The organism is Spirosoma aerophilum (assembly GCF_054782495.1).
In genome coordinates, this window is the sequence record NZ_BAAGSJ010000038.1 from 196650 (window position 1) to 213358 (window position 16709).

Annotated in this window: 12 protein-coding genes; 5 read left to right on the forward strand and 7 right to left on the reverse strand. The window is 48.8% G+C overall.

Translation table 11 applies throughout. The features are described from left to right. Positions 1–30 precede the first annotated feature (30 nt). Both ACYVK4_RS30600 and ACYVK4_RS30605 read right to left on the reverse strand, forming a co-directional pair. On the reverse strand, positions 31–918 hold the full coding sequence (locus ACYVK4_RS30600; RefSeq protein WP_461131393.1) for a PE-PGRS family protein: 888 nt from the start codon (positions 916–918) through the stop codon (positions 31–33). A 133-nt stretch (positions 919–1051) separates the two neighbouring features. Beyond that, on the reverse strand, positions 1052–4213 hold the full coding sequence (locus tag ACYVK4_RS30605; RefSeq protein ID WP_461131394.1) for a PAS domain-containing sensor histidine kinase: 3162 nt from the start codon (positions 4211–4213) through the stop codon (positions 1052–1054). Between the two features lie 227 nt (positions 4214–4440). Between ACYVK4_RS30605 and ACYVK4_RS30610 the strand changes: the two genes are divergently transcribed. After that, positions 4441–5085 carry a 3-keto-disaccharide hydrolase gene (locus tag ACYVK4_RS30610; RefSeq protein WP_461131395.1) on the forward strand — a complete coding sequence of 215 codons (645 nt, stop codon included), beginning with the start codon at positions 4441–4443 and terminating at the stop codon, positions 5083–5085. Between the two features lie 177 nt (positions 5086–5262). On the opposite strand, the gene ACYVK4_RS30615 is transcribed toward ACYVK4_RS30610, so the two are convergent. Then, positions 5263–6249, reverse strand: coding sequence for a gluconolaconase (locus ACYVK4_RS30615; RefSeq protein ID WP_461131396.1), 987 nt, complete (start codon positions 6247–6249; stop codon positions 5263–5265). Positions 6250–6410: 161 nt separating this feature from the next. Here ACYVK4_RS30615 and ACYVK4_RS30620 point away from each other — a divergent pair, with 161 nt between their 5' ends. The 4 genes from ACYVK4_RS30620 (at position 6411) to meaB (ending at position 9770) form a co-directional block, all read left to right on the forward strand. Then, the gene (locus ACYVK4_RS30620; RefSeq protein WP_461131397.1) at positions 6411–6773 is read left to right on the forward strand and encodes a hypothetical protein; all 363 of its coding nucleotides are present in this window, start codon (positions 6411–6413) and stop codon (positions 6771–6773) included. Positions 6774–6892: 119 nt separating this feature from the next. Continuing rightward, positions 6893–7936, forward strand: coding sequence for a tRNA preQ1(34) S-adenosylmethionine ribosyltransferase-isomerase QueA (queA, locus tag ACYVK4_RS30625; RefSeq protein ID WP_461131398.1), 1044 nt, complete (start codon positions 6893–6895; stop codon positions 7934–7936). Between the two features lie 61 nt (positions 7937–7997). Continuing rightward, positions 7998–8723, forward strand: coding sequence for a 2-C-methyl-D-erythritol 4-phosphate cytidylyltransferase (locus ACYVK4_RS30630; protein ID WP_461131399.1), 726 nt, complete (start codon positions 7998–8000; stop codon positions 8721–8723). A 57-nt stretch (positions 8724–8780) separates the two neighbouring features. Then, positions 8781–9770: a methylmalonyl Co-A mutase-associated GTPase MeaB gene (meaB, locus tag ACYVK4_RS30635; RefSeq protein WP_461131400.1), complete on the forward strand. Its 990-nt coding sequence runs from the start codon at positions 8781–8783 to the stop codon at positions 9768–9770. 100 nt (positions 9771–9870) lie between these two features. On the opposite strand, the gene ACYVK4_RS30640 is transcribed toward meaB, so the two are convergent. The 4 genes from ACYVK4_RS30640 to ACYVK4_RS30655 form a co-directional block, all read right to left on the reverse strand. Then, a complete protein-coding gene (locus ACYVK4_RS30640; protein ID WP_461131401.1) occupies positions 9871–10254 on the reverse strand; it encodes a hypothetical protein in 384 nt (127 codons plus the stop codon). Between the two features lie 52 nt (positions 10255–10306). Then, the gene (locus tag ACYVK4_RS30645) at positions 10307–10813 is read right to left on the reverse strand and encodes a hypothetical protein (RefSeq protein ID WP_461131402.1); all 507 of its coding nucleotides are present in this window, start codon (positions 10811–10813) and stop codon (positions 10307–10309) included. Between the two features lie 489 nt (positions 10814–11302). Continuing rightward, positions 11303–12829 (reverse strand): SusD/RagB family nutrient-binding outer membrane lipoprotein, encoded by a 1527-nt coding sequence (locus ACYVK4_RS30650; protein WP_461131403.1) that lies wholly within the window; start codon positions 12827–12829, stop codon positions 11303–11305. A gap of 22 nt (positions 12830–12851) precedes the next feature. After that, complete coding sequence (locus ACYVK4_RS30655; RefSeq protein ID WP_461131404.1) at positions 12852–16031, reverse strand: SusC/RagA family TonB-linked outer membrane protein; 3180 nt, start codon at positions 16029–16031, stop codon at positions 12852–12854. Between the last annotated feature and the right edge of the window lie 678 nt (positions 16032–16709).

Below are 16709 nucleotides of genomic sequence, written 5' to 3' on the forward strand. Positions count from 1 at the left end.
GTTAGTGGCCAATACTTTTTTGACGTACGCTTATTTTTTGGCGTAGTAATACAGATTTACGGATGCCGCATTGGCTTTCTCGCTGATCGTAAAAAAGCCTTTGGCGTCTTTATCGAAACAGATGGCCTCTCCCTGTGGCTCCAGCCGGGTTACCAGCGTACGACGGGTGCCGAACTGAAGGGCATCAGGAATCGACTGCCCCGCGTCGCGTCGCCAGTAGTACACGGCCGTGTAGGTTCTGACCAGAATTTCGTTGCCATCCGGCGAGATGGCCGCTCCCGTTACGTAGTTGGCCAGGCCACCACCAAACGAAGGCAGTTCACCGAAATCATTGGCTGTAATGAGATCGCTCGTATTCTGGGGATACGCAAGCCCGTAGAGATGCACTTTATCCTCCCGCTTTGAGATCACAAAAATGTCTCTGGTTTTGGGGTCTACAAACATAGCCTCGGCATCGCGTGGCCCGTTCGGGTACCGGAAATTGATTCGGTCGATCTGCGTAATGGGTGCCTGCAGGGAAGCTGGTTCGGGGAGTCGGTAAATCTGAACGGTAGGATACTGAGCGTTGTTATCGCCAATTTCGCCGATATAGATGTAGTTCACGCCAGACTGAGGACCCGGACCGATGGAGAGTTCTTCCCAGTCACGGTTGGCAATCGTCGGGATCGTTATTTTCCCTTTCACGTTACCATCATGCCCCAACAGCGCTAGTTCGGCCGGACTGCCGCTATCCTGCTCAATCCAGACATTACCGGGCTGGCTTCGGCTATCGACGATTCCCGACGCTTCATCTATCTGACCGGGCGCTACAGGGGCAACCGTAGGTTCGGAAGCAAAGTTAGCATCGTAAACGCTTGGTACGCTAAGTTTACACGCCGTAGCAGCTATCCCTAAAACCAGCAAAATGAAATTACGCATGAAGGCTTTCAATTTAATCAGATGCCAAAAGTAACGAATTGACAGGCACAAATGATGAACAGGTAACCCAGTTTCGCCTAAGCGGTACCCGAATGCGCCGAAAAATGCCCCAATCCCCTCCCTTGTCGTATACTTACGCCGGTAATAGAATCCGGAAGGTTGACCCCTGCCCCGGTCGGCCTTCGGCCAGAATACGCCCCTGGTGGTTGTCAATAACCTTCTGAACAATAGCCAGTCCGATGCCAGTACCCTGGTATTCGCTCCGGCCATTCAGTCGCTGAAATACCTGAAAGATCCGTTCGGCCTGGTGGGGTTCGAATCCTATCCCGTTATCAATAACATCAATCAAATAAAAATGCCGATCATCGTCTTTGTTCAGGAGAAAGTTGACCGGCAACTCCCGACCGAGCAGCCGACGGGCCGTAAGACGTATGACGGGTGGATCAACCGCTTTACCGATCTTTGTGAACTTCAGAGCATTGCTGATCAGGTTTTGAAAAAGCTGCCGCAACTGAGCTTCATCGCCCCGAACCGTTGGCAAAGGATCGACAATAACCGTTGCCTGTTTATCCTGAATAGCGGTTTCAATGTCGCTTAATACCTCGCTGACCACGCGAATCAGATCAACCGGCCCAGCATTTTCCCGTTTCGTTGCAATTCGGGAGTAAGCCAGCACATCTTTTATGAGCACCTGCATCCGGGCGGCTGCCGATTGCATACGGGTAATCATATCGGCCCCGCTATCACCAATAACCGGTGCAAACTGCGACTGAATGAGATCACCAAAAGCCTGAATTTTCCGGAGTGGCTCCTGAAGATCATGACTCGCTACATAGGCGAACTGCTCCAGGTTTTTATTTGACCGCCTTAATTCGACAACTGAGTTTTCCAGTTGCTGCTGCAGCTGTTTAAGGGGTGTATAATCGCCAAACGTAACCAGCACATCGTGACCGGACTTAGTAGTCATGATATCAAGCCAGGCATCTATTCCACTTGCATTGTAATGAAAATCAAACCGCAGCGGCTTGCCGGTTCTATACGTCTCGTAATATTTCTCGAACAGGCCATTGACCTTGTAATCAGGAAACCAGGTACTGCCCAAAGCACCCACCACCACCTCCGGGTCCTGACCAACGTAAGAAGCCAGTTGGCGATTGGCCAGTCTAAATCGAAAATCAATGACTTCACCCGCCTGATCTCGTTCGGGGCTGAACAGGAAGATACCCGTCTGACAGGTGTCAATAACCGTTTGTAACTCCGTAGCCGATGCTTCGATGCGTTGCTGGAGCTTCTTGAGTTCGGTGTAGTCGGAGAATGTTACCAGTATATCATGACCAACTTTCACAACCGTATAATTCTCCCAGGAGTCAATCGTGGCGGTTTCGAGGTGAAAGGTGAAATGCTGCGTTCGGCCGGTGTCAAAAATGGCAACATATCGCTGAAACAACCCATTGGTCAGATACTCCGGAAACCATCGGCTAACCAGTTCACCCGTTAGCGCGTCGGGTTCCTGATCCACATAACCGGCAATCATTTGGTTGGCCGTTCGAAACCGGAAGTCGACCAGCTTGCCATCCTCATTATACACCGGACTAATGAGGAAGATGGCCACCTGTGCCGAATCAATGACCGTCCGCAGCTGATCGGCAGATTGCTCAACGGCTGCGGCTGTCCGTTTGACCTCCGATATGTCGGTGAAAGTTACAACAAACCCATCCCCTAATTTTTCGCTCGATATATCCAGCCAGAAATCCAGTCCATCAAGATTGTAATACACTTCAGTACGGCCGGGCTCGCCCGTTTCTGTTGTTTTTACATAGAGGTCGAACAAACCGGATTCTACATTGCCCGGAAAAATGGTCAGAAGCTTATTTCCCACCATTTCTTCTATTTTCTTATCGAGCATGGTCAGGGAACTCCGATTAGCGACCAAAAAATTAAAGTCGATAATGCGATTGGCTTCGTCACGGATAGCACCAAAGGCAATTACACCGCTATTGGAGCTATTGAGTACACTGTTGAGCAGTTCGGCCTGCCGTTCGGCAACCTCTGCCGTTTGCTCCAGTGTTTGCTGAGCCTGCTTGAGTGCCGTATGGTTGGTAAACGTAACCAGCACATCATCTTTAAATCGAACGGCTTTCACCCCAAACCACTCGTCAATACCATCAACAGCATAATGAATGTCGAAGTAGGTTTCTTCACCCGTTTCCAGCACCTGTTTATAATACTTGTAAACCGGTGTGTCGCGGTAGCTGGTAAACCAGTCGGAGAAGAGTGTTCCCTGCAGGACATCGGGTGTTTGCCCAACCAGTGCAGCCAGCGTTCGGTTTACGATCTTAAGCCGAAAATCAAGTTGCTGCCCCTGTTCATCATATACAGGGCTGAGCACGAAGATGCCGGTTTGTGCTATATCAATGACAGCCTGCAAATTAGTGGTCGCTTCGTCCCTGACCTGCTCGGCCAGCCGCGCCTGGGTAAGGTCGGTAAATGTCAAGAGCAGGCCTTCACCCAGCTTAATCGCCGAAACGCTATACCAGTTATCCAGATCATCTATGGTATAAACTAATTCACCCTGGTAGGGATCACCTGTCTGTACAACCGCGAGACAATGACCGAACAGTCCGTTGACTTGCCAATCCGGGCAAAGCGTCAGGATGGTAGTTTTCAGCAATGCATCAATTGGCTGCCCAACTAGCTGTGTCAACCTTGAATTGGCATGAGTGGGCCGAAAGTCGATAATCGTATCCCGGTCATCGCAAATGATATTGAGAGCGATAACCGCGTCTGGGGAGGCATTCAACACCTCGTTCAGGAGTGCCCGCTGCCGTTCAGCTTCAATGGCTGATTCATTCGGCGCAGCAACGAAACGCGAGCTCATTAAAACACCCTCACCCGCTTTCGAAAACGTTACCCAAAGCCATTGACGGAGTGTCTGGTCAAAATACTCAAAATCAATCGCTGTATTCTGCTCAATGACCCGGCAAAGTTGCTGAAACGTCTGCTCGGCCTGGGCCGAATAAAACGGGCTGCCATGCCTTATAGATGTGCCGTACCCCAGTTGATAAGCACTCGACAAGGTCTTTAGAGCTTTTGGATTAGCGTACTCAACGACAAAATCGACGATTTGATTCGCATTGGTTTCCACTGCCGTATGCGCTTCATGAACGGCTTCTTTGAGAGAGCCATGCACGGCACGCACCCACAACACGTTATCGGGCAGGGTATCAAAAAGTTGGGCTAAAGAAAAGCTCCCGAATGACGTAGCGAGAATTTGATCAGTAACGTTGTTGGGCATGAGGACCGGCAAAATTGCCGAGCAAGTTACTTAATTTTACATTATACTATTCCTAAAGCGGTCTACTTTTGCCCCATCCTGACAGGTGATCATAAGAACGTAATCATGCACCTTTTCTCAAGTGAATGCAACGGTAATTAATAAGCTCCGTTCCCGCCTGCACCATTAGTTTCTGAAGTAAGGATGCTTTATACACGAAACATCATCTTGACTCACAATTTCTCTTTATGCGTACTCCCTCAACCCACCTGCTGGCCGCCTTTGTGCTGCTTGGTTTGTGCCTTAGTTTCATCAGCCGACCAACCGCCAAAGGTTGGGTTAGTATTTTCGATGGAAAAACCCTGAACGGATGGAAACTCACGGAAGAAAGTCCGGGCACTTTCAGTGTTCAGGATGGTGCCATTGTTGTAGCCGGACCACGGGCCCACTTGTTTTATGAAGGCCCCGTGAACGACCATAATTTCAAGAATTTCGAATGGAAGGCAAAGGTTAAAACAATGCCGGGATCCAACTCGGGCATGTTTATCCATACTGCCTATCAACCATCGGGGTGGCCGTCGAAGGGATACGAGATTCAGGTAAACCAGACCCATACCGACTGGCGGAAAACGGGCAGCGTTTATGGCCTTCAAGATGTGAAAGAAGTATTTGTGAAAGATGACGAATGGTACACCGAACACATCATTGTGCAGGGCAAAAAAGTAGTTATAAAAATCAATGATAAAATTATCAATGACTACACCGAGCCAGACAGCATCAGCACAGGCAAGTCAATGAAAAAGCTGAGCAGCGGCACAGTCGCCTTACAAGGCCACGACCCCAAAAGCAAAGTATACTACAAGGACATCATGATCAAAGTGCTGCCGGATTAAGTAGTCAGTAAGTCAGTAAGTCAGTAAGCGGCTTCGCCTGAGTTGGTAAGTGGCTGGCCCATCAAAGCAACACTCTTGCGCCAGCCACTTACCGACTTAGGCGAAGCCGCTTACTGACTTACTGACTTAGGCGAAGCCACTTACCGACTTACCGACTTAGGCGAAGCCGCTTACCGACTATTTAAACTGCTGAATACTGTATTCACTGGCCTGAAGAAGAGCAGGATTTTGGGCCATTACGGCCGCGCCTACCTCGTTAATTCGAGCATTGAGCGAATAAATTTTTCCGTTCACCTCCACATTCGTTGTTGCCTGGTTGTACCCCGTCGTGTCCGTTTTAACGACAGTCGCGGTTTTCCACCCATCCGTACTCCGCAGTTGGGAAACCCGGTTTCGATTATTGACAACATATAAGTCATTATTATAGAGCACCATCCCGTCGCCGTTCGGTAGTGTCACACCGGTTATATCGGTGATGGTATGGGCCTCCGTCAGATCGACTTTAAATAGTTTCCCTTCATTCGACTTCACAACAATCAGGTAGTTATCAGGATGGTAAACAATACCATTCAGGTTGAACCCCTGCGCCCCGCTAAATCGGTCCGAATTCACCAGTATTCTCGGCTGTGCTGTATCGGCAGGCACGAAGTAGATGACCGGCGCAAAAGAATCGGTCACGTAAGCGTTTCCCTTATCGTCAAGAGCAATATCGTTGGCAAAGTGGTTGACGTTAGGGAGTAAAGCCGCCAGATCGACCCGACGCCGATTTTGCCCCGTAGCCAGATCATAAATAAACAAGCCTGCCGTTTTCAGGGCCGTTTGTGGGGTGCTTTTATCCGAAACACCCTGGTCTCCATTACAGACATAAAGCTGGTTTCCCCGTATTTTCATCCCGATACCGCTAATCAGTTGGGCATCGTTAATAATAAAATCCGAGTATTGGCCTTTTTCACTGACTGTCCCGATTTTCCCCTGCGTAATGGAACTGATCAAAAACCGGCCGAGCGCAGGTGAATAGGTTATTCCTTCCGGGTATTGCCGGGCCGCGGAGAAATCAATACGTTCGGGAATTGTGGGCGCATTAAAAACGGGATCGTCTGTATTACAGGCTGAAATACCGGCAGCTAAAACAAGAAAGACTATGGCTGAACGAATCTGAAACATTGAATACTAAGTCTACAGGTTTAATTTATATTACTAAATCGTTGTTGCGCCCCAAGTGTTTATATCTGCCCGGGAACGCATTGGCTGGACCGTATTCAATCATAGTTAAACTATAGGGTCACATTTCTAGTTTTATACACATCTAACATTACTCTACGATTATGACTCATTTCACCACCTTAACCGAAGCCATGGAAGACCTTCGGAGCCGGGGCTATACCCACGAATTTGGCCCAAAAAACGATTTCCTGGAAGAGAAAAGCACCGAGACCAAATTAAAGCGAGAGGAATTTATTGTTGATGAGTTTCACCGTTTTGAGGGTACTTCAGACCCTGGCGATGAAATGACTTTATATGCCATCACCGCGTCGAATGGCATGAAAGGTGTTTTCGTTTCGGCACAGGGAACCTACTCCAACGAAGTATCTCCCGAGTTGATGGCTAAATTCGACGTTTCGGACCGTGCTCACGTCAATACCGATGGCGCGGTTAAGCCAATCGACACGATGGCTGCCGGTCAATAAGTCATTTCAACGATATTTGCAAGAAAAATCACCCGGAACATGTAAATTTTTCCGGGTTTTTCACTATATTTGCGGCCTTTACAAAAAACACGCCGTTCTTTTTTGGTGCTAATACATATATGAAGTTATCCGAATTCAAATTTGATTTACCCGAAAGTCTTATCGCCAAATACCCGGTTGAGCGAGGTGAATCGCGGCTGATGGTCGTGGACCGAAAAGCCAAAACTATTGAACACAAGCAGTTTTCGGATATGCTGAGCTATTTCAGCGATGGCGATGTGATGGTGATCAATAATACGAAAGTATTCCCGGCCCGGCTGTATGGCAATAAAGAGAAGACAGGTGCCAAAATTGAAGTTTTCCTCTTGCGGGAACTGAACCGCGAGATGAAACTCTGGGATGTATTGGTAGACCCCGCCCGTAAAATTCGGGTTGGAAACAAGCTATATTTTGGGGATAGTGATCTGGTTGCCGAGGTAATCGACAACACGACTTCGCGCGGACGGACCATTCGCTTTTTATTCGATGGTAACCACGAAGAATTCATGAAAGCGGTCGATGAACTAGGTGAAACACCTATTCCACGCGAAATGAACCGGGAAGCTGAAGAAGCCGACCGGGATGCTTATCAGACGGTTTTTGCCCAGCACGTTGGTGCCGTAGCCGCTCCAACAGCCGGTCTGCACTTTACCCGTGCCATGATGAAGCGCATGGAAATCAAAGGCATTCACTTTGCCCCCGTCACCCTGCACGTTGGCCTCGGCACGTTCCGCCAGGTAGATGTTGAAGACTTGACCAAACACAAAACAGATTCCGAAAACTACCGGATTCCCGAAGATTCGGCTCAGATCGTCAACACGGCTCTTGATGGCGGTCGGCGGGTTTGCGCGGTTGGCACAACATCACTTAAAGCCATTGAATCGTCGGTATCGGCAAACAGTCGGCTGAAGCCCGTTGAAGGCTGGACGGATAAATTTATTTTCCCGCCCTACGACTTTAAAATTGCTAATTCGCTGCTGACGAGCCTGCACTTGCCCGAGTCGATTCTCATTATGATGACGAGTGCATTTGGTGGTCATGAACTCATCAAAGAGGCCTATCAGGTAGCCATCAAAGAAAAATACCGCTTCTTCAGCTACGGCGATGCGATGCTGATTATTTAATCCGCTGACCTGAATAGTCGATTGTCATTTAGTATTTTTGGGGCCTTGTGCCCCTTTTTTTATGACTATTCCTGATCGACCGCCGGGTGGCTCCGACTCAACTAATTTCGCGATCATCGTTGCCGGTGGCAGCGGTAGCCGAATGAAGTCCGACATCCCGAAACAATTTCTGCTCCTGCGTGGCAAACCCATTCTTCAACATACCATCGAGCAGTTCCTGGCGGTTAATTTATGGACGGGGTCCTCTCCGGAGCTTCCCGGCAGCGTCAGCTCTGCTCTCCAGATTATTCTTGTTTTACCGGCCCGCGAACGATCTATGTGGGAGAAGCTCTGCGAACAACACAGCTTTCACCCCGACATTCACCTGGTTGACGGTGGAAGCAGCCGGTTCCAGTCGGTGCGCAACGGCCTGAACGCTATTGAGGCTATTGATGGGCTGGTGGCGGTACACGATGGTGTTCGACCGTTTATTAGCCCAGACATCATTCGAAACAGTTTCGAGACGGCGGCTCGTACCGGTTCGGCCGTAACCTGTGTTCCCGTCAAAGATTCGGTGCGCGTCATTGGGTCGGATGGGGTTAGCCAGGCTGTTGACCGAACGTTATATCGCTTGGTGCAAACGCCCCAAACCTTTCAACTGGCCTTGTTCAGAAAAGCCTTCGCAACAGAAGAACAGCCGTTTTTCACGGATTGCGCGAGCGTGATGGAGTATGCAGGTTACCCCATTACGTTGATTGACGGAGCGTACGAAAACATCAAAATCACTACCCCCGACGATTTAAAGTAAAGACAGGACACAACTCTACCACTTACAACTTTACCACTTACTACTCACATCTTCCCTATGCGCCAGCGCTTCCCTGCCTCTCACTACGTTACTGGTATCCTTGCTGGTGATCGACTGGTGTTAAGCCAGGCGATTACGCTGGTGGAGAGCCGACGCGCCGATGATCAGGCCATTGCTCAGGAAGTGCTGGATGCTGTTCTACCCCGCTCCGGGCAGTCAGTGCGAATTGGCATTACGGGTGTGCCGGGCGTGGGGAAAAGTACATTTATCGAAGCCTTTGGTACCTATTTAACCAGCCTTGGTCACCGCCTGGCGGTGCTAACGGTTGACCCAACCAGCCAGCGTTCCCGAGGCAGTTTACTAGGCGACAAAACACGGATGGAATCGCTGTCGATGAATCCCGGCGCCTACATTCGTCCCTCCCCCGCCGGTGATTCACTGGGGGGCGTCGGTCACCGAACACGCGAAACGATGCTGCTGTGCGAAGCGGCCGGCTTTGATATCATCCTTGTCGAGACCGTTGGGGTAGGCCAGTCCGAAACAGTCGTACACGGTATGGTCGATTTTTTCCTGTTGCTGATGCTGGCGGGTGCCGGTGATGAATTACAGGGCATGAAACGGGGCATTATGGAACTGGCCGACGCGCTAGCCATTACCAAAGCCGATGGCGACAATCAGGTGCATGCCAAACGCGCCCGCATCGAGTATCAGAATGCGCTGCATCTTTTTCCACCAACCGGCTCCAACTGGTTTCCACCCGTACTGACCTGCTCAGCCATTACGGGAGAGGGCATAGAAGATGTCTGGAAAACGATTCAGGAACACCAGCACCTTACGATTCAGAACAGTTTCCGATCGCTTCGGCGGCAAGAGCAGCAGCTAACCTGGTTTCGGACATTATTACGCCAGGCCCTTGAGAATCGTTTTTATGATCAGCCGGGTGTGCGTAACCGGCTCGCCATTATTGAGGAGCAGGTCCGGACGGGCTCGCTACTCCCCGCCCCCGCCATAAAACGCGTGCTAAACCAAGATGGAACTTACCTTTGACAAGCTAAATGCCTATAACGCCTACATAAAAAAAGCCGCTTCGTCGTGGCGGTTGAGACCTGACAAAGCGGCTTACTTATAACTGGTTGTTTCGAACAGATTAGGAAATACCTAATGTACGATCGGGTTCGTTGGCACGTGTGGCCGGAATTGTTTCTTCACTGGTGTTGGACTTCCAGTCTTTGTTAGCTTCCAGATCATCATCCGATACCGGCGGTTGCCCCCACGATGCCCGTTTGGACTCTTCAATATCCTCTACGGAAGCGCCTTTCGCGTTGTCTGATTCGGCAGCCGTAGCCTCGGTGTCCAGTACATCTTCCGGAACATTGGTATCGTTGCTGTCGGCTACTCTGGATGGCAGCTCGTTGTCCAGATTCTTATCGTTTAGCTGGGCTAACTCGGGGAGAATACCCATCGTGTTATGCATGCCCTGAGCGGCATAGGACTCAGTGCTTTCTTTGCGGGAATTGCTGCTTACGCTCATAACGTTGGTTAGTTAAGTGTTGAGTATTAATAAATTTACGGGTAATGCACGATTAATACGTCGGCTGGTTGTTCAGATCCGTGCCGGTTTCGGCCACATCGTCCTCCCGTTCTTCCTGCTCACTGTCCGACTCCTGCGTATCATCCTGCTTTTTGGCTTCCTCTTGTGCATTTGGCACCGGAACCTGATCAGCAGATGCGTAATCGTCGGGACCCTGGGTGGTTACATCAACCATAGCTGTATTGGTTTTAGCACTGTCGGCGACGGCAGAATCCATCCCCTCTTCAGTTACCTCCATGGTGCTGTTGGTAATGTCACCCATACGAAGAACGCCATTTTTACTATCCATATCGGTGCTACCCATGCCTCGAATATTCCGTCCATCCTGACCACCGCGTACCTGCTCACTATCGAGCCCGTTAGCGGAGTTTTCCTGTTCGTAAGTATTCTTATTATCCGTCATTTGACGATCTATATCGGCATCGTCTGAACCAAGTGGACCTTCTGTACGGCCGTTTATCTGGGCATCATCACGATCTACATCTTTTTCGTCTTTCATGTCATTGAGTCGGCTTATTTCATAGATTAACTTCTTTTCTGACAAAAAGTTTATCCACCTCGAAGTGTTTGGGTCAGCCTATTCGCCAATCAAAATCAATCTACAAATGACACAAAAAACATCTACCGAAAAATTAATAAAGCTACCGTTTAATATACAACCTTCCCGTTCAAACGCCTTCTATAGCTATTTACGTCTATATTCAGAAGTTATTTCCAGGAGCTTTATTATCACCCAGGCCTGCTTATTAACCTGGTTAACCGAAGGAAGGGCTCAGCACTTTTCGTAAGCCTGCCATAAGGCAAAGCTCTTGCCAGAAACCCGAATTTTTAATAGTTGGATAAAGCGTAATGCAGAAAGCGGGATGACACTGTCAGCCCGCTTTTTTGTGATGTTACGGGTGCATAAAACATATACGTATATGGCCTACAAAAAAGGAGACCACTTTTCAGTGATCTCCTTTCTTCAGTTATAAAGAGCAACTGCTGCTTAGTCAACATCCCAGAACAACCGGGTGCCAAAGGCATCGATTGCGCCCTGAGCGCTCACATTGGCTGCGTTCGAACCAGCTTCTGTATTCGGATAGAAGAAACGAACGGGCCGCTTGTTATCCGGCACCTGCATACTTTGTGGAATAGCAGGCAGATTTGTCCGACGGTATTCCGTCCAGGCTTCCAGACCGCTGAAGTTCGTCAGAGCAATCCACTTCTGCGTGGCGATAGCCGCCAGTTTGTCGGTCGATGCTTCCCAATCGTAGTTATTGACCTTGCTACCTATAAAAGCGGCTGCACCTGCCGTACCTGCGCCCAAAGCGCGGAATGACTGGGTGATACCCGTCTCGAAGTACGCCTGTGCCGTATTTGGCAGCGTCACATCCGTATACCGTTGTTTCGCTTCGGCCAGCAGGAACTGAACCTCAGCGGCTGTCATCAGAATAAATGGCCGGTTATACTCTCCCTTCACCAGAAGGCTGGGCCCCAGCGAGCTGGTATTAGCTGGCAAGTAACCCGAGCTGGCGCCGAATGGTGTACCGTTGTAATTGGCCACAACCTCTTTCTGAGTGCTCACACCGGGTGTACCCGTACTTTCACCACCATTGGCATAGGCGATACGCTTCAACCGCAGGGTGTCGCCCGATGCTTTCAGGCCATCGAAGAGAAACTTGGTCAGGCGAGGGTAGTTGTTCAATGCCTGCTTCGCGCCGTTTGCCGAATAGCCCCAACGCTCATAAATCGGGTTCAATTTTCCGGCGGTAGCCAGATAGAACGAAGGACCACCTACACCAACTTCTTCACCCGTAATAAAGCCTGAGCCTTCGGTAACGATCTTATTGATCTCCGTTTTGATATATGAGTCACGTCCCGAAATCCTAGACTGGCGAATCAGAATGCGCATTTTCAGCGAATTGGCAAACTGAGCCCACTTTGTCGTATTTCCTTTGAAAACAATGTCTGATCCCGTGAAGGCACTGGCAAACGGATTGGCTTTCAGGTCGACAATCGCTTCGTCCAATAGCGTAATCAACGATTCGTATACAGCCTTTTGATCGTCGAACTTTGGGGCTAATACAGCCCCCCCTTTCAACGCTTCCGAATAAGGCACGTTACCATACATATCAACCAGTTGTTGAACCAACATGGCTTTCATCACCTTGGCCGGTCCTTTCAGGTACTTCTGGGTATAGGTATCTGCATTGTTGATAACGAACTGATAATCTTGCAGGTTGTCATAATACCCATCCCAATAGTTGAAATCGCCATTGGTAAAGTTGTAGGCAAAAATGGTCGTGCTGATAATGTACCCATTACCCTGCGTCCATTGACCTGACCAATAAGAACCCGTTTCGTTCGCATTGATAACGTTTGCCGTGGTTGTGTTCAACGCATTGGTAAAGACAAAGCTCGGCGATGCCGTCGGCAACGTATTGGGGTTGGTATTAATGTCCAGGTAAGACTTGTTACAAGCGCTACCAACCAGGGTGAGAAAAGCTACTAATATTAGTGATTTAAATTTCATGTCTAGTCAATTTCAGTGTTTACTAAAATGTAAGATTGATGTTTACACCGTACTGACGTACTGGCGGGGTTTGGCCAGTCGTGTTGATACCGATACCGATTGCCGAGTTCGTCGTTGGCGTACCTGTACTGCCTGGCGCCTGGTTACCCTGATAGCTAAACTCAGGGTCGGTATAGTAATTGAGCTTATCAACCACAGTAAACACATTCCGGCCATATAATGAAATGCTGGCGGCCGAGATGAATTTCGTCTTCGACAGCAGATTTTGTGGCAGGCGGTAAGCCAGGTTGACATCTCTGAGTTTGATGAACCAGGCCGGCGTAACGAAGTTCTCCGAGATCAGGCGGTAGTTATCAACCCACAAACCATATTCAGCCTCACGAACGTTGACCGTCGTGTTGGGTACAACCGTCGTTCCATCCGGTCCCAGGTAAGCGGAGTTCGGGAAAATGTGGGGAGCGCGGTCTTCCGTCCATTTGCCGGTTCCGGTGAAGGTCATCTGGCGGCCAAGATCACTGAACATGACGTTACCACCCCGGTATTCGAAGTTAAACGTAAAGCCGAAGTTGCCATATTCGATTTTCGAACCCAGACCGGCAATATGCCGGGGCAACACACCACCTCGTGGCGACAAGGTTGTCTGACGAAGCGGGTAACCTGTTGTGGCGTTAACCAGCACACGACCCGAACCGTCGGGTGCATACTGATAGCCGTCTGTTTTCAGGATCGGGAAACGCTGGTCTTTAATAACGTTTGTGTTGGCGTACGAGAAACCACCATACTGGAACTCGTTGATGCCAGGATACAGGTCAACAACTTTGTTGTCGTTATACGAGTACCGAACGCTGGCATCCCATGAGAATTTACTACCTCGGGCGATCAAATATTTGAACTCACCCTCGTAACCCCAGTTTTTGGTTTCGCCTACGTTAATCAGCAAGTTGCTGAAACCTGTCGAGTTAGGCACTTTAACCGTAATTACCTGCCCTTTCGAACTTTGCGTATACGCTGACACGTCGATGTTGATACGGTTGTTCAGCAACTGGAATTCACCCCCAATTTCTGTCGAATAAACCGTTTCAGGCTTCAGGTTCGGATCCGGCAATACGTTACCAACCGTCAGACCAACCGTGTTGCCGTAGGGGAAGTTAGCACCATTGTTATACGCCAGATCCAACCCGTATAATGGGATGTTGTCGTTGGCATTTTTATTGGCATTCACCCGGATCTTGGCGTAATTCAGGAACTGGCTGCGAATACTCGGGAAAGCATCGGTCGCAATAAACGAGAGCGCTGCCCCATAGTACGGATACATGTATGTGTTCGTCGGGCGTTCCTGCTTATAGAAACGAGACGTTGCATCATACCGGAATGTGGCGTTAAAAATCAGGAAGTTCTTATAGTTCGAGGTAAAGTCAGCATAGTACCCATACCGGCGCTCCTGCGTGGTGGCTTCACCACCCACCAATTCACCCTGGCGGTTTGATACGTTGTACACATCTGGCACGACAATCGAGCTTGAGCCAATCGCGATGTTCTTGGTCGTCCGTTGGTAGACGCTGTTACCCAGGATCAACTTGTTCGAGAACGGACCGAAATCTTTAGTCAAATGAACTTGAAATTCGTTGTTGATCACGTTTTCCGTGCTTGAGTAATCGAGTACAGCACCCAGGTTATCGGTGATGGCGCGGTAGATACCTGTGCCGTCATCTTCCCGGAAGAAAGGAGCCGGAATAAATGCTTTGCTCTTCGCCCAGTCCGAATACAGGAACTTACCGGTGGTGTTTTTGCCCGTCCGTGAGTTGTTCAGGATACCAATCCGTTCGGTTACCATTAACCAGGTCGTTGGCTTGAAGGTCAGGCTCAGGTTTCCGTTCAGGTTGGCATCTTTATATTTCATCCGGTTGTTGTCAGCCTCGAAATAGGGGTTGTTATAGTAGTCGTTATAGAAGCCGTTTGGGTTGGCAAACTTGTTGTTTTGCCAATCGCGCAGCTCACTCAACGGCAGGTTGGCTGGCTGGTTCAATATGTTATTGTAAAAATCAGAGGACGTACGGTCATAAGCTGCCTGCGTATAACCAGCGTTGAAAGCGGCTGTCAGTTTACCGTAATCGCGGGTTGCCGACAGGCGTGTACCCGTCCGCTCGCTCTTATCATTAGGAACGATACCGGCAATTTTCTGATTTTCAACCGACATGTAGAAGGTACCGGTTTCATCGCCCCCCTGGAAGCTAGCCTGGTTGTTCATCGACACACCCGTGTCAAACGCTTTCCGGCGGGCGTTAGGGATAGCTGAGTAAGGTAATAAGTACTGACCGCCATCTTCCGTCGTACGACCCTGCATACGAATTGACCCATCGAACTGATCGCCATACTGCTGGTTTTCGTAGGAACGCCAGTTGGCTGCCATGCGGGTCAGGTAATCGTTGCTGTAACCAGCGGTACCGAACGACTGGTAATAGTGCGACCCCGAGCCATATTTATCCTGTAGCTGAGGCATGAAGCTGATTTGCTCGAAGTTTGTGCTGTTCGAGTACGATACCTTCAGCTTACCCTGCTTCCCTTTCTTGGTCGTGATGATCAGCGCTCCGTTAATACCAGCCGACCCGTACAAGGTAGCGGCCTGACCACCTTTCAGGATGGATACACTCTCAATATCGTTGGGGTTGATGATGGCCAGAACGCTGGAGGTCGTTTGCATACCGTCCAGAACGATCAGTGCTTCGTTATTACCGGTTAATGAACGATAGCCCCGCAGGACCACTTTCACGGCGGGGTCAACACTGTTGTTGACGTTGTAAACGGCCAGACCGGTTACTTTACCCGACAACGCCTGCGCCAGTTGTGGCGACCGGCCTACGGTTACATCTTCCGTTTCTACTTTAGAAATGGCATAACCGATCTCGCGCTGGCTTTTCCGAATACCCTGCGCCGTCACCACAATTTCCTGAAGCTGCGATGCATCCGGCTTCATGGCTACGTTTACGGAGGTCTGGTTTTCCAGCTTGATGCTTTCCGTAGCAAAGCCAATAAAACTTACTTGTAAGATAGCACCTTTGGCTGCGCTGATCTGGAAAGTACCATCAGAATTGGTCGTCGTACCCTGGCTTGTTCCCTTAATTAATACGGTTACACCTGGTAATACAGAGCCGTCTTCGGATGAGGTTACTTTCCCTGTGACTACCCGATTCTGGGCAAGCATGGGAAGAGCGAATAAACACAATATGAACTGTGTTAGTAGAAATTTACGCATAGAACATCGTTCAAGTTAAGAAGTGATACTTAAGTATTAAAACTTGGCAAAGTTATTAAATAATTATTAAATCTGATGTTTATATCTTAATATAGTAGTAAGTATAAAATGTTAACTAATGAGATACTTGTAAAATATTATTTTGAATAATTTATTTTATTCCTGACAGATAGACTATTTATACTAAATTCTCAATCAGTATCTAATTAATGTTATGTTGAAGCAGTATAGGTATTATACAATTCAGGCCATAAAAAACTCTTTTTTAAACTGGCATCTTGACGCATTAGCCTCCATTACGGTGATAATGCTATAGCTTACTGAATTACTACTATAGAATAAATATTGCAAAATGAGACTTGATCGATATGATATATCGCATAATTGTATTTTTCTCGTCATTATAGTAGTATGACCAGCATAACCTTTATCCCTTTCTAGGCATTTATATGGGAAAAATACTCAAGAAAATGCTGGTGTTCTGAGATACTGACCTACAGTACAACAACTTGTTGCTCGTATCAACTAGACACAGTGCTCTAATGAAACAGTCCTTACAACTTCTACCTGATGACCGTTTATCAGCGGTTAACCAACAAAAAAAGGGAGTCGACTTAATCGACTCCC

What these genes read in the sequence shown, in the direction of transcription:
- ACYVK4_RS30600 (WP_461131393.1), bottom strand. Translation starts at nt 918, where the DNA reads ATGCGTAATTTCATTTTGCTGGTTTTAGGGATAGCTGCTACGGCGTGT.
- ACYVK4_RS30605 (WP_461131394.1), bottom strand. Translation starts at nt 4,213, where the DNA reads ATGCCCAACAACGTTACTGATCAAATTCTCGCTACGTCATTCGGGAGC.
- ACYVK4_RS30610 (WP_461131395.1), top strand. Translation starts at nt 4,441, where the DNA reads ATGCGTACTCCCTCAACCCACCTGCTGGCCGCCTTTGTGCTGCTTGGT.
- ACYVK4_RS30615 (WP_461131396.1), bottom strand. Translation starts at nt 6,249, where the DNA reads ATGTTTCAGATTCGTTCAGCCATAGTCTTTCTTGTTTTAGCTGCCGGT.
- ACYVK4_RS30620 (WP_461131397.1), top strand. Translation starts at nt 6,411, where the DNA reads ATGACTCATTTCACCACCTTAACCGAAGCCATGGAAGACCTTCGGAGC.
- queA (WP_461131398.1), top strand. Translation starts at nt 6,893, where the DNA reads ATGAAGTTATCCGAATTCAAATTTGATTTACCCGAAAGTCTTATCGCC.
- ACYVK4_RS30630 (WP_461131399.1), top strand. Translation starts at nt 7,998, where the DNA reads ATGACTATTCCTGATCGACCGCCGGGTGGCTCCGACTCAACTAATTTC.
- meaB (WP_461131400.1), top strand. Translation starts at nt 8,781, where the DNA reads ATGCGCCAGCGCTTCCCTGCCTCTCACTACGTTACTGGTATCCTTGCT.
- ACYVK4_RS30640 (WP_461131401.1), bottom strand. Translation starts at nt 10,254, where the DNA reads ATGAGCGTAAGCAGCAATTCCCGCAAAGAAAGCACTGAGTCCTATGCC.
- ACYVK4_RS30645 (WP_461131402.1), bottom strand. Translation starts at nt 10,813, where the DNA reads ATGAAAGACGAAAAAGATGTAGATCGTGATGATGCCCAGATAAACGGC.
- ACYVK4_RS30650 (WP_461131403.1), bottom strand. Translation starts at nt 12,829, where the DNA reads ATGAAATTTAAATCACTAATATTAGTAGCTTTTCTCACCCTGGTTGGT.
- ACYVK4_RS30655 (WP_461131404.1), bottom strand. Translation starts at nt 16,031, where the DNA reads ATGCTTGCCCAGAATCGGGTAGTCACAGGGAAAGTAACCTCATCCGAA.